General features: G+C 42.6%; 4 protein-coding genes. All 4 read right to left on the reverse strand.

Going from position 1 to position 26184, the window contains the following annotated elements; genetic code table 11:
* Positions 1–389: 389 nt before the first annotated feature.
* Positions 390–7457: a GEVED domain-containing protein gene (locus BTO08_RS22025; protein ID WP_242446326.1), complete on the reverse strand. Its 7068-nt coding sequence runs from the start codon at positions 7455–7457 to the stop codon at positions 390–392.
* Between the two features lie 121 nt (positions 7458–7578).
* A complete protein-coding gene (locus BTO08_RS22030; protein WP_105062661.1) occupies positions 7579–14439 on the reverse strand; it encodes a GEVED domain-containing protein in 6861 nt (2286 codons plus the stop codon).
* 204 nt (positions 14440–14643) lie between these two features.
* Positions 14644–18948, reverse strand: a complete 4305-nt coding sequence (locus tag BTO08_RS22035) for a right-handed parallel beta-helix repeat-containing protein (protein ID WP_105062662.1) — start codon at positions 18946–18948, stop codon at positions 14644–14646.
* 185 nt (positions 18949–19133) lie between these two features.
* Positions 19134–26108 carry a GEVED domain-containing protein gene (locus BTO08_RS22040; RefSeq protein WP_206780968.1) on the reverse strand — a complete coding sequence of 2325 codons (6975 nt, stop codon included), beginning with the start codon at positions 26106–26108 and terminating at the stop codon, positions 19134–19136.
* Positions 26109–26184: the final 76 nt, after the last annotated feature.

Raw genomic sequence — 26184 nt, forward strand, 5'->3', positions numbered from 1 at the left:
TTAATTCATTGAAATATTAATATTAAGAATCAATCCAAATATTTAGAATAATAAAAATAAAAACGTGGCATTCATTTGAATGCATAGAATAAATGCCACAAAATAAGTAGCTAAAATTTTAAAATTGACCAACAAACTATTATTGGCAATATTCAAACCTATACGCCTAGATGATTATAATGCAGTTAACCATACAAACTTTGCTTATTACTAATAATCCTAAATAGAAACAACTTTACTAAAAATAATACTTTTTAATAATTATGAGGCATAACACTTTACCTGATGATTCAGTAAAAACCTGTGTATCTTGAATAAGATTACGCACCGTTTCTCTAACATTAATTCACCAATGCCTGTATAAGGTTGATCTGACCGTATCTTTTATCTTATTGAATCACTACTCGGTAAATAACGGTTCCTGATACGCCAGCAGCAAGAGAACCATTCATTTCCCAACGAATATTGCCTTCATATCCAGCTGAATTAACGCCATTAACTATCACTATGTTACAAACGAGTGAAGCAGGAACCGTACCATTACTACACTGTACCGCTTGATTAAGTTCGGTAAATTCAGGCGTACTATCAAAAATAACAACATCGCTGATTGGTGCATTGCCCACATTCGTGAACGTCACGACATATTCCAGTACATCACCTGGTCGCCCTTCATTACTGGTTACCGCTTGACCATTCTGAGTAACATTACGCACCGTTTTCTCTAGCCTTAATTCACCCGAGCCTGTAAAGGTTGCTCTAACCGTGTCTTTATCTAACACGGTACGCGTTATGCCATGCCCTGTATTCGTGGTATCTGCAAAAGTCATATCAGCTTCAATATCGTAGTGATAATGAGCATTCATCGGTGCATTAGCAGGGACGGTGACTTTACTGAGTAAACATACGGCACTATTGCCACTCACTGCGACTGGATTCACCACTTGCGCCTCAACACCATTAAGCGTGCCATCACAATCGACATCGTGGTAGAGCACCGTACTCCAACTGGTATTCGTTGGTGAAGCGCTTGAATTAATGATGGTGAAGTTAACATTACCGGATGTCGCAGCAGTAAATTTATGTGGGAAGAACACCACGCCACCGGGGGTGGCTTCACTGAAGTTGTCTGGCTCCATACGTGGCTCACGCACTTTACCGAAATCTAAACCGAAGATTTCATCACCTGCATTCGCATTCACGGCCATTTGACTGTCGATAACACTGTTACTCGTCACTTGTGGGATGCCTGTGACATTCGCTTCACTGATATCAATCCAATCCGCTTGTTTGACGACATCTAACAATAAGTTTTTACCCGAAAAGTCCACCCCGATGATAAATTGATAGGTTCCGTCACCGGATGTGATTTCAGTGCCAATCACATCACCAGTAGTAAACCCTGTTACCCCGGTATCATTGAACGTAACCGTCACAGTGAAGTTACCTAACCCAATTTCACTACCATCTTGTACACCATCGTGAGCCGCAGTTGCCCCACCGATACCATTATCTTCAAACACTAAGCCGTTCAATACGATACGATTGAGCAGTTCAAACCAGTGATCTTCCACTTCCCCATCAGCTACTAAACCTGACACACTGTCACAGGTATTTATCGCCGAGCATAAACGTACGCGCATAACGGTATAGCCGTTGAAACCTTCAGCACTGTTCGCATCTAATGTGATTGGAATATTGTTAAGACCTGTCACAACAGCTTCATCATCAATGAGGAATTCATTTGGATCGTTAAAGTCACCGTCATTGTTGATATCAACCCAGATATTGACATACCCAGTACCCACCACTTGTATCGGTAAGGTGGTTGGTGTCTCAACAATAATCTGACCAGGAATATTCAGATCTTCATCATCCTGACCGCTACTGTCATCTCCTGATGCATCAGCCGTCAGCCATTGACCAAACTCTGGATCCCAACGACTACCCAGTAGTAAATCGGCAGTACCATCTGTTGCGGCATCAAAGTATTGGTGCCCTGCTTCACCATAACTGGCTAGTGCATCACCATAATCGGTCGAGTCGTAACACCCAGCCCCATCATTACCTTGTAAGCTGCCTTGATCGGACGCGGTAACATATTCCACCTCACCAGTAACGACGTTAACGCGATAAACCACGGCGCGATCATTGAGATCTATCCCACCATTATTATCGCTGTCATGGTTCCCCCCATTGGTGATGGCATAAAGACTAATGCCGTTGTCCATTACAAGTGCCCCTGCTTGTAACTTGCCATTACTATCAAGGGTAGGCTCTGCACCAAAGTAACTAAGCGCTTGAGTTGTTACCGCGCCAGTCGATAGGTTTACGGCATAGAGGTTATCGCCATCTAAATCCAATAAATACCCAATGCCTGTTTGACTATTAATCGCTAAATCGGCACCGACATTAATTGCTCCTCCACCAATCGACCCACCCATTACCGCTATATTTAGAGGTATGGCGGTAAAGGTTTGTGTTGCTAATTCAATTTTAATGATGGAATCCCATGATGTTCTCCAGATAATCAAGTGGTTACCATCAGAAGTTACATCACCGGCAGTCGGTGGGCTTAAGGTTGTTGAAGTGCTGGACGTTGTGGAATAGCCGCTATTGCGTAACGATTCATCTGGATTAAAGCCAAACGTTTCACCATCTTGCAAACGACGGAGTGATGTGGCGGAATCTGCTCTTATCTCACCAAGATCAATAAAGCTTGTTCCATTTTTATCTGTCACAAATAAGTGGTGAGTACGATCGGCATGAGACATATCGGTAAAGGTACCGTAAATTAATCCATCAACACGGTTAAAACCTATAGCATTTATATTGGCGATATTCGATTGATTGGTAATCGCAATTGGATTGACGAGATCAGAAAATGTGACTGGATTACTTGGTACGTCAAGGGAGGTATAGCTGTAATCACTACTACCAACGGGGCGAGTGGTTTGAACAATTAAATCACATTGAGTATTACTCACTAAATCTGATATCAATACTCGGTAATCTTCTACCTCACCGTCATTCGCTCGTCCCATCGGGCTATTACAATCGACATTACTACAGAGGCGAACACGTAAGTAGGTATGCCCGACCACGGCACCTGATGGGATCGGCACCGTGAAGTTATTCAGGCCAATGGCGGCATTCGTTTGAGTAATGACTTGCTCTCCTAAATCATCCCAATCACCATCAAGATTGAAATCCATCCAACCATAAATCCGTTGCCCTGTACTGGTACGTGCCGCATCTTCGACCACATTAACTGCGACACTCAGGTTTTCGCCAATGGTCGCAAGTGCTAATACGGTAACGCCATCTTCGTCATCAAAATTGTTATTATCATCCGCACGGGCAAGGATATCTTGTAAATTACCATTATCTGCATCCCATTGGTTACCTAAACGCAGATCGATAAAGCCGTTATCATCCGTATCGACCTGCACATGGTGCGCCCCATCATTATCGTAAATGGTCGTGTAATCATTGATCCCTGTACCTGCTGTGGTATCAACTGCATCACCAAAATCAGAACCTAATACATCTGGTGCATCAGTGAAACAGCCTTTTTGTAGGTTGAAGCTATCCCCTGTACTCCCTGTAAATCCGAAACGAACCATGTTGTTGCCAATATCATTACGGATATTGCGAGTAAATTGACCGACCATCACACCATCCATGTAGTAGGTAAATTGGTTGGTCGTCGGATCCCAATAGAACTGTGCGATGTGATAACGCCCATCTTCCAATTCGCCACCCGCGACAGAGGTTGCAGGGATAAGGGTGTTTGCCGGATCTGGGGTATAGATGTCCCCGTTAAGATATACGCCTGTATGATCAATATATTGTCCACCGAGCGCATCATCAGTAGCACCTATAAAGGTGTTATCAAAAGTATCAAACTCAAACACAATGGACGGTTGTACACGCTGTCCACCGAAGTTATCGCCCACCCCTAATCCACCACCGAAATCACCTACCGCATTCAAGTCACGAGGATCAGCAGATAAAACAAAGGTCATACCGTCAGCCCCCGCTTCGCCTGCCGGCCCCCCGGTATTGGCACTGCGATCACCGAGATATACGGCGAGCTCTGCATACATCGGCTGATTTAAATCGATGTATTGCAAACTCCACAGGTACCCTGCTTGGTTCTGTGTATTGGTCGTTACAACATACTCACCATTGGCATCAAGGTAAGCATCCCCTCCTTCATACACGACAGGAGATTCACAAACATTCGGTTGAACAACATTGGTGATATTGGGTGTCACGGTATCTGTGTCATCTTCACCGTTATTAAACCCATTGTTTGGCGTGGAGTCGGTATCATTGATCGAGGTTTCAATGATTTCACCACTAATAGGAGGAGCTGTGGAAGATTGAGGAGCAAGGCGGATCACTGCATAATCGTTAAATCCGAGACCAATTGCCCCAAGATCCAATTCCCCCGTAATAGGGTCATAAATCGTTGTTGGCGTTACTCCATCTCCTTCATACGCCCTAACAAAGCTGTAGCCGGCAGGAATAGGTAGGGTGACTTTGGTGTTTAACGCAATGGTCGTTCCCTTATTCTCAACTTTTACCACCACATTAAATGGAATACCTAACGTGACATTCACTCCCGGCTCTAATTCTAAATCTAATTCTAAGTCACCGGGTGGTTTCAGTGATATTTGATGATCTTCTACTTCACCGTCACCAGCACTGCTCATTGGACTGCTACAGGCTTCACCACTCGAACAAACACGTAAACGGGCAAAGGTATCTTGAATTTGAACATCAGCAGGGACTGTAAAGGTTAAGATGCTATTACCTGATGCATTAACGGCAACGGTCGCTCTCTCATCATTATCAAAGGTGCCGCTAAGGTCGAAATCAATCCAACCATAAAGGTTATCATTTCCTGATGTCACCACAGAGACAGTTAAGGCAACATTATCGCCCGCTGTTAATATGGTCGTAATCGAAGGTTGAGTAAATCCATCCTCATCATCAGGGGTTAAACCATTGGTATCATCACCATCAGCAATAGTATTAGGTTGACCGTCACTTTCACTATCGGGTGCATTACTTCCTAAATATGGTAAACCTGATTCAAATAAGTGCCGAGGCCCTCCGTCAGCAAGCAACGTCGCATAACCATTCGCTGTTGGCGCATCTGCAAAATCTAACGGTAAATTTGCAAAACGACAACGAGCACCATCATTTTGCGAGGTTGAAGCATTCATTTGAGTAAAATTAGCAGCAACATAACCCCCCGAAGGTAAGTTTGGATTTGAAATATCTATACGAATAATACGGCCTGGATTTGGATTTTGTGAGGCATACATAAAGCCTTGGTCATCAAAATAGACTGCTCCCCATCCAGTAGAGGTTGTACCCGCAGTACCTACAGATCCGAGATTAGTTCTCGCACCACTCGCGGGGTCAAAGCGAACTAAACTGCCCGATGGTGTTAACGTATACAACATATTATCAACAGGGTTAATGGCCATATCAGCCATGACAGGTGCAGATACTGTCAATTGTTGAATTTGCTGTAAGTACGTCGCACTGTTTGGATTAACATCGATTTTATATAGGCTTGTGCCACTGCTTGACATCAATAACAAATTGCCACTGTCATCAATATCACCACTATTGTAATTAGACAGTGCCATGGTGCTTCCTGTTAGCGGCAATACAAAAGCATTACCGCCACCATCAATCATCAAAACAGTATTGGTATTCCTAATATTATCGCCGAACAAGGTATTAGTAATAACGTTATAACCTGTCCCTCCGAATACTCCTGTTGATGATGGTAAGACATTATTAAAGAGAGGAGTGATAGCACCTGTCGCTAAACTAACACCGGTAATATCTGTTGGGGAGTTACGAAGAAGATAAGCATCTGGGCTGCAGGTTGCGAAAGGTGTTATAGCGAAATCACCAAAGTTAACATTCGATGCGACACCCGCTGTAACAGAAACAATATTAGCAGAGCTTGAATGAAAATTGCTTGGGTCGCCAATAGTGCCTCCTGAATAAGCGCCTGTAGTGGTGTTTAATATCGGTTGTACTGGTGGGCATGTTGGTGAAACAATATTAGTTTCATTTATCGCTTCATAGACTTGGTAAGTACCACTCGTTCCCGCTGAAATTGTGTATGAACCCGTTGTAGGATCTGCTGTTGTTGCATAACACTGTCCAGTTGCTACGTTATAAGCGACTACGGGAACCGCAACACCTAGCCCAGCCTCAGTGCCATCTTTAACGCCATTGGTCGCTGTGCCTCCTCCGCTACCATTGTCATTAAAAACAAACCCTGATATTTGAGCACCGATCACAGTTAATTGGTAGTCTTCCACTTCACCATCATCTGATCCGCCATTGGGAGAATTACAATCAGCATCAGAGCAGACACGAACACGAAGATAAGTAGCACCTAATGTCGCAGTTGGAGGAATTGTAACAGGGTAACTTTGGGTTGATGAACTTGCAGAAGTATTAGAAATAATTTGCTCATTGGCATCGTTCCAATCTCCATCTTGATTCCAATCAACCCAAGCATAAAGACGTAAACCTACTAATGTTGATTGGGGATCTTTTGTAATAGTAATAGAAATATTAGTATTACCACCTTGAATAAACGAATCAGTCCAACTTACACCGTCTTCATCATCTGTGTTGTCGATATCATCAGCTGTTGCTGCCGCATTTTGCGAGGAGCCATCATTACCGGTATCTGTACCATCCCATAATGTTCCTAATGTGATATCAACTTGAGTATCTTCATCAGTATCAACAAGAGCATGGCTTGCCCCATCATTGCTATCTAACGTTTGATAATCACCACTGCCAGTACCTGCGGAAGTATCGGGGGCATCACCATAATCACGCTCAGCAAAAACCTCGGCCTCAGTACCTTCGATACCAAGAGTAAACCCATTCCAATTTTCATTACTTTGACTTGTCCAAGATACGGTTGAGAATGCAGCTTCTTCTGTAAACCGAATACAACCATGAGGCTCACCTGTTGTTGCATTTAACTGGTATTGTGCGCCAACAATTTGCTTAACAACATTACCACAGCCCCAAAAACCACAGGTATTGCCACCACCAGTTTGACTTAATATTTCAAAATCACGATCAAAGGAATAACCATTACCATTCAAACTGACAAAACAAAAAACAGGGTTAGCAATAGGCTCTGAAAATGTCAGTGTATTTACACCCTGTCTAGATAAAGCAATAATTTCACTTGCTGTCGGTATATTATCAACATAACCACTTGTAAATGGTGATATTGCAGGATTCCTTGCTCCTCCTTGACTAACCCAATAATCAGTACCACTTCCTGTTAAAATAAAGCTATAACCATTAGGCTGTGAATAAGAAACAGTTACTGTAGAGCCCGATGTCACTATTTGGCCTGATGCCGTACCAGAACCTGAATTTCCTGACACCCAATCAGTCCAATATATTGGAACAGCAAATACATTATGACACTGAAAGAAAATGCAAAATAAAAACAGGGAGACAAGTCTTCTTGAGATATTTTCCATTTTGCACACCTAAATGAATCAATTATTGAATCACAACTCGGTAAATAACGGTTCCTGATACGCCAGCAGCAAGAGAACCATTCATTTCCCAACGAATATTGCCTTCGTATCCAGCTGAATTAACGCCATTACTTATGACTATGTTACAAACGAGTGAAGCAGGAACCGTACCATTACTACACTGTACCGCTTGATTAAGTTCGGTAAATTCAGGCGTACTATCAAAAATAACAACATCGCTGATTGGTGCATTGCCCACATTCGTGAACGTCACGACATATTCCAGCACATCACCTGGTCGCCCTTCATTACTGGTTACCGCTTGACCATTCTGAGTAACATTACGCACCGTTTTCTCTAGCCTTAATTCACCCGAGCCTGTAAAGGTTGCTCTAACGGTGTCTTTATCTAACACGACACGCGTTATGCCATGCCCTGTATTAGTGGTATCTGCAAAAGTCATATCAGCTTCAATATCGTAGTGATAATGAGCATTCATCGGTGCATTAGCCGGTACGGTGACTTTACTGAGTAAACATACGGCACTATTACCACTCACTGCGACTGGATTCACCACTTGCGCCTCAACACCATTGAGCGTGCCATCACAATCGACATCGTGATAGAGCACCGTACTCCAACTGGTATTCGTTGTTGACGCGCTTGGATTAATGATGGTGAAGTTAACATTACCGGATGTCGCGGCAGTAAATTTATGTGGGAAGAACACCACGCCACCGGGGGTGGCTTCACTGAAGTTATCTGGCTCCATGCGTGGCTCACGTACTTTACCGAAATCTAAACCGAAGATTTCATCACCTGCATTCGCATTCACGGCCATTTGACTGTCGATAACACTGTTACTCGTCACTTGTGGAATGCCTGTGACATTCGCTTCACTGATATCAATCCAATCCGCTTGTTTCACGACATCTAACAATAAGTTTTTACCCGAAAAATCCACCCCGATAATAAATTGATAGGTTCCATCACCTGATGTGATTTCAGTACCAATCACATCACCAGTTGTAACCCCTGTAACCCCTGTATCATTGAACGTAACCGTCACTGTGAAGTTACCTAATCCGATTTCACTACCATCTTGTATACCATCATGAGCCGCTGTTGCTCCACCGACACCGTTATCTTCAAACACTAAGCCGTTCAATACGATACGATTGAGTAATTCAAACCAGTGATCTTCCACTTCCCCATCAGCTACTAAACCTGACACACTGTCACAAGTATTTATCGCCGAGCATAAACGTACGCGCATAACGGTATAGCCGTTGAAACCTTCAGCACTGTTCGCATCTAATGTGATTGGAATATTGTTAAGACCTGTCACAACAGCTTCATCATCAATTAAGAATTCATTTGTATCGTTAAAGTCACCGTCATTGTTGATATCAACCCAGATATTGACATACCCCGTACCCACTACTTGTATTGGTAAGGTGGTTGGTGTCTCAACAATAATCTGACTAGGAATCGCCAAATCTTCATCATCTTGACCATTGGTATCATCCCCTGATGCATCGGCCGTTAGCCATTGCCCAAACTCTGGATCCCAACGGCTACCCAGTAGTAAATCGGCTGTACCATCTGTCGCGGCATCAAAATATTGGTGTCCTGCTTCACCATAACTGGCTAGTGCATCACCATAATCGGTCGAGTCGTAACACCCAGCCCCATCATTACCTTGTAAGCTGCCTTGATCGGACGCGGTAACATATTCCGTATCTCCAGTAACAACGTTAACGCGATAAACCACAGCGCGATCGTTAAGATCTATCCCACCATTATTATCGCTGTCATGGTTCCCCCCATTGGTGATGGCATAAAGGCTGATACCATTGTCCATTACAAGTGCTCCTGCTTGTAACTTGCCATTACTATCTAACGTTGGCTCTGCACCAAAGTAAGTGAGGTTACTACTGGTCACTGCTCCCGTCGTCAAGTTGATGGTATATAAAGTGTCACCTTCTAAATCCAACAAGTAGCCCACTCCCGTTTGACTATTAATGGCTAAATCAGCACCGACATTAATTGGGCCGCCACCATAACTGCCTCCCATCGCGGCAATATCGATTAACACCGTGGTGAAAGTTTGGGTTTCTACATCCACTTTAACAATCGAGTCCCAAGATGTACGCCAAATGATCAACTCACTCCCATCAGCAGTGACATCACCCGCTATAGGCGCACTTAAAGTAACGGTCGGCGCTGACGTTGAGGTATAACCGCTGTTACGTAAAGAGTCTCCAGCAGTGAAAGTAAAAGTATCGCCATCTTGAAGACGACGTATTGCACTGCCTGAAGCTGCACGAATTTCGCCTAGGTCAATAAAGCTATTTCCTGTTTTATCCGTTACAAATAGGTGGTGAGTACGATCGGCATGAGACATGTCGGTAAAGGTACCGTAAATGAAACCATTCACACGGTTAAAACCAATCGCATTAATATTGGCGATATTGGTCTGATTGATAATCGCAATCGGATTCACAATATCAGAGAAAGTAATTGGGTTACTTGGTACATCTAAAGAGGTATATGTATAATCACTCGATGCCACAGGCCTGATGGTTTGCATGATCAAATCACACTGATTATTACCAACAAGATCAGAGAGCAGAATACGGTAATCTTCTACCTCACCATCATTTGCTCGTCCCATCGGGCTATTACAATCGACATTACTACAGAGGCGAACACGTAAATAAGTATGCCCGACCACGGCACCTGATGGGATTGGCACCGTGAAGTTATTCAAGCCAATGGCTGCATTCGTTTGAGTGATAACTTGTTCACCAGCATCATCCCAATCACCATCAAGATTGAAGTCCATCCAACCATAAATACGTTGACCTGTACTGGTACGTGCCGCATCTTCGACCACATTAACCGCGACACTAAGGTTTTCGCCAATGGTCGCAAGTGCTAATACGGTAACGCCGTCTTCATCATCGAAATTGTTATTATCATCCGCACGAGCAAGGATATCTTGTAAATTACCGTTATCTGCATCCCATTGGTTACCTAAACGCAGATCGATAAAGCCGTTATCATCCGTATCTACCTGCACATGGTGCGCCCCATCATTATCATAAATGGTAGTGTAATCATTGATACCTGTCCCTGCTGTGGTATCAACCGCATCACCAAAATCTGAACCTAATACATCTGGTGCATCAGTGAAACAACCTTTTTGTAGGTTGAAGCTATCCCCAGTACTCCCTGTAAATCCGAAACGAACCATGTTGTTGCCAATATCATTACGGATGTTTCGGGTAAATTGTCCTACCATCACACCATCCATGTAATAAGTAAATTGGTTGGTAGTCGGATCCCAATAGAACTGTGCGATGTGATAACGTCCATCCTCCAATTCACCACCCGCGACAGATGTTGCAGGGATCAAAGTATTGGCTGGATCTGGGGTATATATGTCCCCGTTTAGATATACACCTGTATGATCAATATATTGTCCACCAAGCGCATCGTCTGTAGCTCCAATAAAGGTGTTATCAAAAGTATCAAACTCAAACACAATGGACGGTTGTACACGCTGTCCACCGAAGTTATCGCCCACCCCTAATCCACCACCGAAATCACCTACCGCATTCAAGTCACGAGGATCAGCAGATAAAACAAAGGTCATACCGTCAGCCCCCGCTTCGCCTGCCGGCCCCCCGGTATTGGCACTGCGATCACCGAGATATACGGCGAGCTCTGCATACATAGGCTGATTTAAATCGATGTATTGCAAACTCCACAGGTACCCTGCTTGGTTCTGTGTATTGGTCGTTACAACATACTCACCATTGGCATCAAGGTAAGCATCCCCTCCTTCATACACGACAGGAGATTCACAAACATTCGGTTGAACAACATTGGTGATATTGGGTGTCACGGTATCTGTGTCATCTTCACCGTTATTAAACCCATTGTTTGGCGTGGAGTCGGTATCATTGATCGAGGTTTCAATGATTTCACCACTAATAGGAGGAGCTGTGGAAGATTGAGGAGCAAGGCGGATCACTGCATAATCGTTAAATCCGAGACCAATTGCCCCAAGATCCAATTCCCCCGTAATAGGGTCATAAATCGTTGTTGGCGTTACTCCATCTCCTTCATACGCCCTAACAAAGCTGTAGCCGGCAGGAATAGGTAAGGTGACTTTAGTGTTTAACGCAATGGTCGTTCCCTTATTCTCAACTTTTACCACCACATTAAATGGAATACCTAACGTAACATTCACTCCCGGCTCTAATTCTAAATCTAATTCTAAGTCACCGGGTGGTTTCAGTGATATTTGATGATCTTCAACTTCACCGTCACCAGCACTGCCCATTGGACTGCTACAGGCTTCACCACTCGAACAAACACGTAAACGGGCAAGGGTATCTTGGATTTGAACATCAGCAGGGACTGTAAAGGTTAAGGTGCTATTACCTGATGCATTAACGGCAACGGTCGCCCTCTCATCATTATCAAAGGTGCCGCTAAGGTCGAAATCAATCCAACCATAAAGGTTATCATTTCCTGACGATACTACAGGTACTGACATGGTCACCGTACTACCACCAGATAATATTGTTGATATCGATGGCTGAATAAATCCATCTTCATCATCCGGAGTTAAGCCGTTAATATCATCTCCATTTGCAGTCGCGGTTGGCTGACCGTCATTTTCATTATCAGGGTTATTAGAGCCTAAATACGGTAAACCGATGTCGGTTTGGTGGCGAGGACCATTATTAGTTAAATCTGTGCCGTATGTATTTGGTGCATCACCAAAATCTGTTGGTACGGGAGCATAGCGACACCGTGCGCCATCGTTACCACTTGCTGGCTGACCATTTGTAAGAAAAGTTGCATTAACTAACGTCGCAGCTGGCGCTGATAAGTTCGATAAATCAAATCGCCATAATGCACCGTCATTATTATTAGAGGCATACATAAAGCCCATATTGTCAAAATATAAAGCGCCAACCGCTCCCGAACCCGACATATTTGTTGTGCCCAAATTTGTCACAGATACAGCATACGTATTTGTTTGACGATTGATGGTTAAATCATAACGATAAAGTGATTTATCGTTGGTAATACCCCATGCTATTGACGTATCAAGCGGATGAATCGCGAGATCACCAACAAAGGTATTCGTAGACGCAGAACGACCTAGATATTGACCATAAGTTTCAGAATTAGGATTCACATCCACAAAATAAAGACGTCGACCATTCGCTCCTCCGCCCGACAACAATACTAGTATGTCGTCATCAGTGACGTCTCCTGCAGGAAAGCTGATTCCGTTGAGTTCTGGCACATTAAGCCTTAAGACGGGTTGATGTTGACTATCAAAAGCAACGACATCTGAATTGGTTGAACCGCTATTCGCGTAAACCCCCCATAATAAGTTTTGGGCAACACTATAGCCAATACCGTTGTATGTCGGAGAATGTGTAGAACCTAGCTGTGTTTCCGACGCTGTTACCAAATTCACTTGATACAATGATCTGGGTGTATTTTTAGTCAAATACGCATTGGTATCACAAGTAGGAAATGTATTATCAATCACAATGTCACCAAAGTTTACATCAGTAACAACGCCAGCAGTGACGGTAACAATATTCGCAGTTGAGGAGATATGTGAAGCAGGATCGCCTATTGTACCGCCTCCGCTAGTGCCGGTGACGGGATCAACCGTCGATTGCGTTGGTGGACAAGTCGGAGAAGTGATGTTAGTTTCGTTTATGGCTTCGTAAACTTTATAGGTACCAGTCGTTGGAAGCGATATTGAATATGCACCCGTTGTCGGATCTGCATTAGCCGCATAGCACTGTCCTGTTGCTGAATTATAAGCCACAACAGGCACAGTTATTCCCAGACCAGCCTCACTTCCATCTTTGACACCATTGGCCGATGTACCACCTCCACTACCATCATCATTAAAAACAAAGCCAGAAATAGAAGGAGGCGGATCAAATGTATAAGTACAAGAAACATCGTCACCATTATTTAATGTAAACGTCGTCGCACAACTGAGGTTATTTAACGTATAGCCAGTTGGACCATTCCAACTTAAGGTATACGAGCTAGGCGTCATCGCTCTGGTGTCACCTGAACTAAAGTTGGCAGCTATATTTCCACTATCTGTCGCTATTAATGTAAAGTCACCAGGAACCGCACTGCCTCCTGGATTCACAACAGCGTTCAAGGTTAGGCTACCTTGCACAAAGGAATAGGCCTTAAAGGACACTAAATCTAACGCTGCGCCGGAACGGCCATCAAAACCAGCTAATGCTTGACCTGCAGGAGCAACAACACGATTATAATATGATCCCCCGTATGCATGATTAGGTCCTATTTGCCCAGTTGATGGCGATGCTGGCGCTGCTGCAATTTCTAATCGATTTGTTCCACTATTAAAAGAAACAGGCGCACAATAAAGACGAAACCACCCCATTACAGGCCACGTTGTGGTTTGAGCATCAACACCAACAACAGCTTGATTTGCTGGACAATTTCCTGAATATTGCGTCCCTGATGTTGGCCCACCCCAAGGCGTGTTGCCAGAGTATGTTAACGTGGCAACACCACCAGATACATTAACTGTTGAGCAGCGACCTCTTAAGGCTGTTCCATCAAGAGTCCCACCCGAATTTGAGTTATAGAACTCAAACCCTGTCATTAATTGACCGCTTGGGCAGTTTTTAACAGAAAATGGAGATCCCCCCATACCACCGATGGAAAGTAAGTCGCTTTGATATACTAAACCCACACCTTCAGCAGAAAAAACTTTCTGACTAAATAAGAGTGTCGAAGTTAAGAGAAGTAATCTAAATATTATTTTTATTGTTAGGATTTTAATAAGCATTCGAATTAATTCCTCCATCAAAAAATAATTAACTCTATTTTTTGAAATCTATAAAAGGAAATAAGCAAAGTTTATACCATTTCAAATTCATCAATTTTCTTATATATACGTAAAGTAGAATACTATTTTGCTAATCATTATTTAATTTCATTGCAATTATGAATTTTAATATTATTAAAAGTTTAATTTCCGTTTTAATAAATATTAATCCACCTTAACTTGATAACTCACATAACCACTCTCACCAGGAGCTAGATTATTATTGAAATGCCATTCAACTGCACCTTGATAACCCGCATTATTAGTACCATTAGGCGTTAAAATGGAGCTGCAAACTAACGTTCCTGGTAGCGATACCGCAGGAGGCGTACATAAGATTGTCGTCGATAATGATGTGAAATCTGGGATCAAATCAGAAATAATTAAATCATCGACATCACCTAATCCATTATTTTTAAAATAGATTCTATATTCTAAAATATCGTTAGGTTTGGCCTTATTACTTCTTGATTCACCCGTAGATGTAGTGATATTTAGCACTGTTTTTTCTATTTCTAAATCACTAGAACCACTGTAAGTCACTTTAATTGTATCTGTATCGGAAACCTGACGAACAATGGGTGAATTACTAAACGTTACATTCGCAATAAGTTCGTAGCGACTAATAGCATTGAGTGGCGTATTGGATGGCATCATAGATTTAACAACAAGGCATATTTCAGGTGCAGAATCTGCATTCATATTGAATGGCGCAACCACAGCGATATCTGCTGGCATATCTAACACACCGTTACAGCTAATATCTTGATAAATAATATGACTCCAGTTGTACCCTGATGGCGATGCTTGTTCATTGGCTAAACTAAACGTTACCGTACCTGACGTATCGATAATAAATTTATGGCTCAGGAAGACTGGTAATCCAACTAAGGCATCGACAGAATTATCAGGTTCTAAAACCGGCTCTTGGACTTTACCAAAGTCTAAATTATCCAAAATATCACCAGCAGTAGCGTTGATCAGCATTTCACCGTCAAGTAATGAATTATTAGTAACTTTCCCCACTAAATCTAATGCAGGATCTGTAACATCACTTTCTGATATATCAATCCAAGCAGCTTGCGAAACCACGATCAACTTGACGTTTTTTTCTGATAAATCAACAGGGATCACAAGAGTAAAACGACCATCTCCTGAGGTAATAGTTCGGTTGATCTCTTGTCCGGGGTTAAAACCCGTTATTGCTGTATCATCATAAACCGCTTTAACAATGAATCCATGTAAGCCTTGTTCATCACCAGCCTGAATACCATTATGTGCAGTGGTAGCGCCTTTTCCGTTGTCTTCAAATACTTTCCCATTTAAAGTGATGTCCATATCAACAGGTACATTAGCACTAAACTCCGATGTATCTTGCAGTGAACCAAGCCCGCCGGTTGTTATACGATAAGCAATAACTGTAATTTCATCACCATTTACGAGTCCTGGTACTGCTGTAACGTCATTGAGGTTAGAACCAACAACACCTGTAATACTGTATAGATACGTTTCACCTTCCCCAGCAGCACGACTATCACCACCAGTATCACCTGTACCTGCATTGACTTTATAAACTTCAAAGACAAATTCACCCGTACCACAAACACTGCCAGTCACGGTTAAATTGGTACCGTCATAAACTGCACTATCAATTTCAGGCCGTGCTAAATTGTTATTTGCCCCAGCTCCGGTATTGTTATTACATATATCATTATTAAGAGATACGCCATCACCAGTGGCACCATTTTGTAAGTCAATAGAATTGGAATCATTGTTGCTGAAGGTATTTTTAGTAATTAAGTAGCCTCTAACATTGGTATTTCCATCAATGGAAACACCCGAACCACCATTATTGTGTAAGACATTACATTCAATGGTTGAATGGCGACCACTTCGATAATGAATGGCATCACCATCAGCATTTTGAATATCATTACTCGTGATAGTTTGGTTTAAATCAACGGCTGAAGTAAGGCTCTGGTTAATACCATCCCCCGTTGCTTCACGTAATATATTACCTTGAATATTTAGATAACTTGGTGCGCCTCGAGCAATCACAACATTATGATAAGGTGTCGCTGCAGTAGAGGTTGTTCCTAATAATTGGTTATGAATCACTTGCCAATTAATCACATTAGTTTGTGATGTTAAATTATTAAATGAAATATTATTATGTGCTGTCTTTATTGCGTTATAACGGATCACACCACTGTCACCAGTTAATGCACTATTTCCGGCATTAGAAATAGCAATACCAGCACAACCTAATGATGTTCCGCAACCTTGGTCACCAATCACATCATCATTACCAGCAGGATCAATACCAATGAGGTTATTTTCAATTAATGTATCTGTAATATTGGCTGCATTAACGTTAATTCCTAGCGAACCACCAGTCAGAGATAAATGTTTAACCGTCGTATTATCAGCACTGATAGTAAGCAGTTCAGCATTGTAGGGGCTAGCATTGGTTGCCATATCAATTTGTAATTCAGGTTTAGCTAATGGTGGGATAACTTCTGTTGTACATCCAGTATTACTCCCCACTATTTGTGCCGCAGAATAATTTCCAGGATTAGAATCAACAACTGTTATCCCGTTGGTATGGCTATACACAGTTCCATCAATAGTTGTATTGGCACCATTCATACCTGTGATAGCAATCAGTGATGATGTTGGTGTGATGACCCACCAATCTACACTTGCATCAGTATCATTGGCAGGAACTGCTGGGACAAAGCGCATTTCGTTAGCACCAGCAATAGTATTAGCATTAGTAATAAATTGATTTAACGAGCCTTGCGCTGTGTTATTTAAATTTGTAACAACGTTATAAGAGAAACCAAAATCTAAGTTATTCACCGCCTGTGACATACCCGAAAATTCAATTCGAGTAATATGTTCACGTAAAGAAAGGTTACCCGTTCCATTGTTGGTTGCACGATCGCCATCCCAACCACCAAAACAAGAACCCGTTGTATTGATCGGCGTTGCATCAGCGACCCCATCCCCATTCGCGTCACAATAACCAGTCGCAAAGGTACCATTTATATTATCCGTCACTGCTGTGGTATAGGTTTGATCAGCGACTGCGCTACCTGTTGCTGGCGGATTAGGCGAAACAAAATAGGTGACGCCGGGAATTTGTAAGAATGAATAATAGCCATTGGCGTCAGTTGTTGTGGTATAACTAGGCGCACCATCGGCGGCATTTGGAATACCATCACCGTCATCGGTATAAACATAAACACTCACGCCACTGACAGGGATTTGATCAGTCATGCCACTATCACCGTTCACATCATCATAAACATGCCCTGTAATGTCTACACAGCCAACACAGGTCATGTAATCTTCGATTTCCCCTGCGTTGTTTAATGCGCCTAACGAACGGGTATCTTCATCACTACCTGTTGCTGATGTATTAATAAGTGTTGAGCTGATACGTACACGTGAGAAGTAATAACCATTAGCCGTTAAATCAGCAAGAGAGTTCCATGTTAATGTTTGAGTTTGGTTATTTGTGCCTGTTGGTACAACAAATGCCCCCCCCGGGCCAGTACCATTGGTAATTAATTCATCGACATCAAAGGTACCGCTGTTATCAAAATCAAACCATGCATATAAATAGGCATCAGAACCCGAAGTATTGGTTGCATCTGCAGAAATGGAATAAGTAGTGTCAACAAAACGAACACTTGGATATGTCACGCCATCCTCATCATCTCCTGCAACGCCATAAAATGTACTACCAGCATTATTATCATCAGCCGTGGCATCTGCATTTTGAAGCCCAGTGTCATCATCATCTGGGATATTCACACCTAAATATGTCGTATATTCACTTTTTAATGCGCGATGAGAGGGTCCGTTATCGCCTTGTCGTGTACGATAATTATTAAGCCCTGTACCATTTGAAGCATCAGGCGCATCACCATAATCTTGAAGATAAGGTTCAAAATACACATCCATTTGTCCCCATGCTTCACCGCCACCACCAACTAACACATCAGAGGCCACCGTAAAGGTCGTCCCTAGAGGAATAACATCCCGATTGACGACTCTCTGGGTATTTCTACCCGTTTCACAGTTACCTCCGGCAGTATGACCACCATTAATTGTTTCTGTTATACCATTAGGAAAATAATACGTTGCTTTGTCATCTGCATTTAAGGTTCTAATTGTTCCTTTTTGAACAACTACATCACCCATAAAAAAAGTGGACGAACCATTAAATACACGACACCCGCCACCTGCATTTAAATAGTTATCACCATTTCTACCAGCGAAGACACGCATACAATAATATTTACCCACAGGCGTACAGGTTTGGAAAACACCATCAGAAAAACCACTATTACTAATTACACGAGGCTGTTCCGCATTTAATTTAAAACTAATCGCACATAGAAAAAATGCACTTATGTATAATTTAAATGCTTTCTTAAAAGGTATGAAATTTTTATTCATCAACCTCATCCTCATGAAAAGGTAATTTTTCGATTTATATTTTAACGTGTGTAAATTGTCGTCTATTTGTTCCGTTTCATTTATTAGAAAGTAGAATATGACTTAAATATCAATTTAATTAATTAAAAACATGCAATAAAAAAAGCGCCAACTTATGTGACGCTTTTTTAAATAACGAATTGTATTTAATTCACTTTAACGCGATAAATGACTTGTCCACTGCTACCTGCACTCATTGTACCTGCCATATCCCATTCAATATTTCCTTCGTAACCAATTTGATTCGTTCCATCAGTAGTTGAAACGGTACATGTTAGCCCCGTTGGTACTGTCGCATCTGAACATAGTACGGCTTGACTCAACTCGGTGAAATCTGGGGTTGAATCGAACAGTTTTACATCACTAATATTGGCATTACTGAAGTTTTTAAAGGTAATGACATACTCTAAAATATCACCCGGTTTGGCATTGTTTGTCGTCCCCGGTGGGGTTCCTTCAGTAATGTTTTGTACGGTCTTCTCTATCGTTAACTCACCACTGCCAGCAAATGTCACTCTGACTGTATCTGTATCGGTTAATTGTCGAGTGACGCCGCTATTAACGAAGCTCATGTCCGCTTCTATATCGTAATTGTAATTACTGTTCGCTGGCGCATTGCTCGGCGATTGCACTTTAGAGAGTAAGCAAACAGAAGAGCCTGCTGTTGTGGCGACTGGGTTCACGACTTGATTATCGCCACCATCTAACTCGCCATTACAATTATTATCAATAAAGAGTATCGCTGACCAACCGCCAATACCACTTGGGCCTGTCGTGTTATTGATGATATTGAAGTTAACATTACCTTGGGTATTGACTGTGAATTTATGACTAAATAGCGCTAAGCCTCCTGGCTCTATTTCTGTAAAGTTATCAGGCTCCATATACGGCTCACTAACTTTACCAAAGTTAAGACCTGATAAGTTATCACCCGCTTGCAGTACAACGGTCATTTGGTTATCCGTGACACTGGTACTTGTCACTTGTGGGATACCGCTAACATCCGCTTCACTGATATCAATCCAATTGGCTTTTGAACCAACCCGTACAATGATTGGCTGCCCTGCTAATATCACTGGCACTGCAAACGTATAACGACCATCACTGCCTGTTAACGCCGTTGCTATGATGTCACCGGTGTTATAACCCGTAATATTCGGTCCATTATAAATGGCTTGTACTTTAAAGTTCGCAAGGCCTCGCTCTGTGCCATCTTGAATACCATCATGGGCATCTGTTGCACCACCGACACCGTTATCTTCAAAGATGATGCCACTGATAGACATTTGCTGAAGCACATTCACGGTGTAATCTTCTACCTCACCATTATCCACTGTGCCTGTTGGCGCTATACATTGATTCGCTGCACTACAGAGACGGATTCGAATAAAGGTGGTGCCATCATGCCCATTACTGATCCCTGTTGGTAAGAAAGTCGGGATCGTATTGAGACCTGCGGTAACAGGGAAGTCTTGTACCACATGCTCACCAGGGTTATTCGTGAAGGTACCGTCGTTATCTAAATCCATGAAGATATTGATATGACCACTACCGCCTGTCACCACAACATCAATGTCATTCGATACGCCAACGAGCATATCACTCGGTAGGGTGACCCCATCTTCATCATCGCTACCGGTCACATCATCACCCGTTGCATCGGCGCTAAAGAATGGATAAATATCTGGATCCCATACCGTACCCATAATTAAGTCTGGCGTACCTTGTAGGCTCACATCACGATTTCTATGGCCTACTTCACCATAGCTTTCTGGTGCATCCCCTTTATCTCGGCTAGCAATACAGCCCGATGCATCTTGGAAACCAAGCTGGGTCTTATCACTGGCAACGATATAGTTACCTTGTTTAGTGATAAGGTTGATACGGTACATCGCCACTCTGTCGGAAGTGATATCATAAGCACCATCTTGATTGGTATCATGATGACCAAAGTTGGTCATCGCATATAAGTGGTTCACATCATCGGTAACAACAGCACCACTCCACGCATTCGGTGCTTTACCTTGGAAGTTAATGTCTTCAACCGTGACCGTATTACTCACCGGATCTAAGATATAAAGCTTAGGCTGAGTCGGCTCTAACAGGGTGAACGTCAGTCCTGCTGCAAACCCTCTACCTGTCAAATCCACAGAGTAAATATTGCCATCGATTTCTGAAATCGCCCAGTCCGCACTGGTTCTCAATAGCCCTGTTCCGGTATCAATCATGGCTGACGGTGTAGGTTTCACTTCAAAGGTCATGGATGGAATATCAATAATTAAGTAACTGCTCCACGTTGAATGCGTCACATAATATTTCGTTCCATCACGGGATAATGTCCCCATATTTGACTGAGGTAAGACAGGTGGGAATAGCCCGAATAGCCCTGCAGCGGTATTTAATGGATTACCCGTGGTGACACTTCTCGATGTGCCGCCATCAATACGGCTTACCGTGTAATTACCCGCAGCGCGAGGAGCCCCCATCGGTACCCATGTCACACCTGTTCTATCTGTCATAATGACCGCTAAATTACCAGCACCATCTCGATACGTAGAGTACATGCGTCCATTATCACGGTTTATGGCCAGCGAGTTCAGTCCACTATAAACAACACTGTTATTTAAGGTGGTAAATGAGAAACTCAATGGCTGCACTGGTGTTACCGCAGAGAAACTGTAATTAGGATCACTTGGTGCTTGCGTGACATAGAAACGGTCACACACATCATTGACTTGGAAATTACTGATCATGATACGGTAATCTTCGACCTCACCATCAGAAGCTTCACCTGTTGGGGTATTACAGCTGGTATCTGTAGAACACACCCTAACCCGTAAGTAGATATTACCTAACGTGACGGTTGTTGGAATGGTGGTTGGGAAGGTCAACATACCTTGTGCTGCGGTTGGTTGATTCACCACTAACTCAGTCACCGGATCCCATACACCATCGGCATTCCAATCCATCCAGGCGTAAAGTTGGAGACCATTAAGGGTGGATTGTGCGTCTTTCGTTACTGTAATTTCGATATCAATCGTATCACTTGGTGCTGCTTCTGTTGGTAACGTAACGCCATCTTCATCGTCAGTACCGTCTAAGTCATCAGCAGTGGCAGTCACATTTTCTAGTTCACCTGAATCAATATCCCACGCTGTGCCTAGGGTAATATCGACTTGATTGTCACCATCCGTATCAGCTTTATCATGTCGTGCACCATCATTGAGTGATGTAGTTTGGTAATTCCCCATACCTGTGCCTGATGTGGTATCAGGTGCATCACCATAATCTTGTTCAATCGCAGCAACTTGACAACTATGTTCAAGCGCTCCAACAAACCCATCGAACGCCGTTGAGCCATTCCACATAACAACTCGATGAATCGGGGTTCCACCTGTATCTGTGGTATTCACTTCAAATGCAGGACCATTATCTGGATAAGATTTGGTTGCGATAACATTGTTATTTAAATCCAATGCGACAACAGAAATGGTACCCGATGAACCAGAAGGATCACCTACGGCTGACACTGTATTCGCCGTTCTTGGCGTACCATCTACATTCACCAAGGTGTAAGAAACAGCGTTACTAGAAGCGAAGATCATTTTGCTATCGACTTGATAGCCAGCAGGTTCACCATGCCCAATAATATTTGCATCTTGAATGTAACCATATGGTGCACTTCTTGATACTTCTTCCACCAATAAACCTTTAGATTGCCAAGTCGTTGCTGGATGTCGTCCCGACGATAGACCATCAGTGAGATCAGTATAGGTTGTTGCTAGACCCGTTGAGCATTCATAAACTTGTAATTGATGATCTTCCACCTCACCATTTGACGCAATACCGCCTGTATCAGCACTGGTTAACCCATCGCTTACTGGTGCCAAACGCACACGCATATTGTAAACACCGTAACTAATAGCACTAATACTTGGCCATGTAATATCATAACTGGTCAAAGTATTATTTGATGGAACAGTTTGAGTGATCGCTTCAGTTGTATCAAAAGTACCATTACGATCAGTATCGAACCATGCAATAAGAGTTGCATCTTCCCCTGTGTTATTAAACACTTGTGCTGTTGCGGTATAGCTAGTCTCATTCAATTGAAGTTGAGGTAACGTTACCCCTTGCTCATCATCGCCAGTAGCATCATCAAATGTTGCATCACTGCTTGCCATTGATGCTTCACCATCAACATTATTAGCACCGAGATACAAGGTTGACGAGAAAATATGTTTTGGACCGTTTTCAGAAAGCTCAACAAGGTAGGCTTGTGGCGCATCACCACCATCCATAAGCGTTTCATCAGCAACAATAGTTAAAGTATGATCTTCTACTTCACCAACACCGAAATTACCGCCCATATCAGCATCTGTCAGCGTATCTGTTGTAATACGTAAACGAATGAAAGTATCACCACTTGCAGGCGTTGCACTGTAACCACTAAAGGAAAGTACAGCGACACCATCACTGGTATTATCGGCATCAACACAGTCAGCAGAAGCAAACTCTCCCGCTTGACCAAAATCACCACTGATATCAAAATCAACCCAGCCGTAGACAGTCGCACCTAAGTCATTAGTACCATCATGATCGTTACACGTTACCGCAACCATATAATTGCCAGTTGAACGAATATAAACCGGTGTGGATAAAGCATCCTCATCATTAGTGGCTGCAGCATTATCACCCGTAGCGTCTACTGTTGGCACACCATCAGCTTCGATATCTGTTGCCGCGGTACCCATGAAGATAATAGAAGATGCAGGGTGAGTTGGGCCGCCCGATGCTCTGAGTGTTTTATAAGTATCAGGTGCATCACCAAAGTCTAACGACACCAATGAAATATCATCACGGAAGTCAAGATCTTCTTTGAGCGGAACAATCGCACCATCAACAGCATCGGTATCAACATCACCAAATATGGTGACTAAATGTGACACTGTATTTTGAATAACTTCATCGGTTGGGCTCCAATTACCAGGCGATGTACCAATGACTGTTGAATCATCAATCGCATCGAAAATATCTAATAACCCATCACCATCAGTATCCACAGTACTAGTCACGGAATTAGGATGACTAGGGCCATTTTCAGCAACATCATCAATGCCATCAGCATCAGAATCTGCATCAACATAATCAGGTACCGTATCGCTATTAACTAGCGCAGTTGCATCGGTATTCACGGGTGTTAAGCCTAATCCACCACTTGAACTCGTGGTTAAATAAGCTGTGTTCAGACCATTATTGGAGATATATTGAGCGAAGGTATCTGAATTAGGTAAAATATAGCCATCAGAGGTTTGTGCTTCGATATTATCAGGAATACCGTCATCATCAGCATCAATATCTTGATGGTGTCCCTCTTGAGTAACCGCTAAATCTCGTGTTAAGAATTCAACACCACAAATAGCGAAGTCATTACCCTGACCACTATTGTTACTACCACTAGCGACAAAGTTATTTCTCACCGCTAAGGTGGTTAATGGCTCGTTGGCTGCAGGTGTGTAATCAAACGTATAATAATGCTCACCATTAATGATCGTTTCATTTGGATTAATGATTTGATTATTAATCACACCTTGCGTTGGCGTCATCGTTGTTTGTGACATCAGAACGCGTAAACGGTATGTTTCACCTGCTTGTAATGTGACTGACGGTAGGTATTGTGGTAATACACGATAGAATTCGTCATTAAATGATGTTGCATTTAAACCTTGTCCATTACAGCGCCCTGCCGTATCAAACTCATTACACAATGTTAAATATGCGTAATAGCGACCACTGCTACAACTACCACCATAACCTTGCCAAGTGTTATTCACTTGGTTACCAGTGTTACTTCCCATGCCATTTTGTCCAGCACAGACCAATGCATTACCTGATGGGTTACTATCACCAACACCACCTACATGTGATGGTGAATAATAGAAACCATCACCAGTATGTTTAACAAGTGGACATTGATTTGGATCGTTTGGATTCGCAGCATCAAAGTAATCTCTGTAGATATAATTAGGATCATATCCAAGCTCATCGACATCTAAAATACCGTCGTTATCATCATCGATATCAATAATGTCTGGTACACCATCCCGGTCAAAATCTGACTGTGATGACCCACCTCCCGTCCCACCACTTGCGACTACTCGAATAGAATAATCTTCGATTTCACCTTGGGTTAATTGCACCCCAAGAGCACGTGGGTCTTCATCTGTATTCGTGGCACCAGCGAGTGCTAATTTAGTTTCAGACAAGCGGAAACGAATACCATAATGCTGATTCACTAACGGCCAACTAGTAATATTTCCCCAAGTCACGCTGTAATTAGTCGCTGAGCCACCATTATCAGGAATCACTATTGCGCCATCATCTGCAGGACTGCCGATCGACGTTAATTCACCGACATCCAATTGACCATTGCGATCTGAATCTAACCACGCATAGAGATAAGCATCAGCGCCAGTGTTGTTAGACACTGACAAATCAAAGCTTACTAAATTATCCGTTTCATTGACGGTTACTTGGGTGGATGGTAAAGAGTCTTCATCATCACGTGTAGCTGTTGGCGTACCAGAAGTATCATCTGTTGTAGGGTGTGACGCCGTATAAGTTGTATTGTACGTTGAACGGTTATGAGGATCGGGATCGGTCGGATTAGTACCAATATAAAGATTTGCACTTGGAAGATGCGCAGGACCTTCATCATGTATACGAGTATGGTAATCAACACTGGTATTAGTTGAAGAAGTACCTAATGCCGTATCACGTAAATCACCAAGATCAAAACGTCCAATATAAACACGGTGGTCTTCGATATCACCGATGGCATCAACAATGCCTAAAGAACGTGGATCTTCGTCTGTACCTGACTTACCTTGAAGATCTATTTGATCCTGTGATACGCGAATACGCATAAAGTAATAATCGTTCACGAGATTATTAGGCAATATAAATCCAACATCAAATAGAGTCGCATTATTGGTATATAAAGCTTCGCCTGTAATACCTCCATTGGTACGATTAATAGCTTCATCTACTTCAAAAATGCCATTTTTATTCCAGTCAATCCAACCATAAAAATAAGCTGAACTACCTGTCGTATTGGTCATCGGCTCAAAACGTATAATGTGTGAACCTGTATCGCTACCTACATTAATAATGTTATTTGGATAATAAAGATCTAAC

This window comes from Photobacterium angustum (assembly GCF_002954615.1).
Lineage (GTDB): Bacteria > Pseudomonadota > Gammaproteobacteria > Enterobacterales > Vibrionaceae > Photobacterium > Photobacterium angustum_A.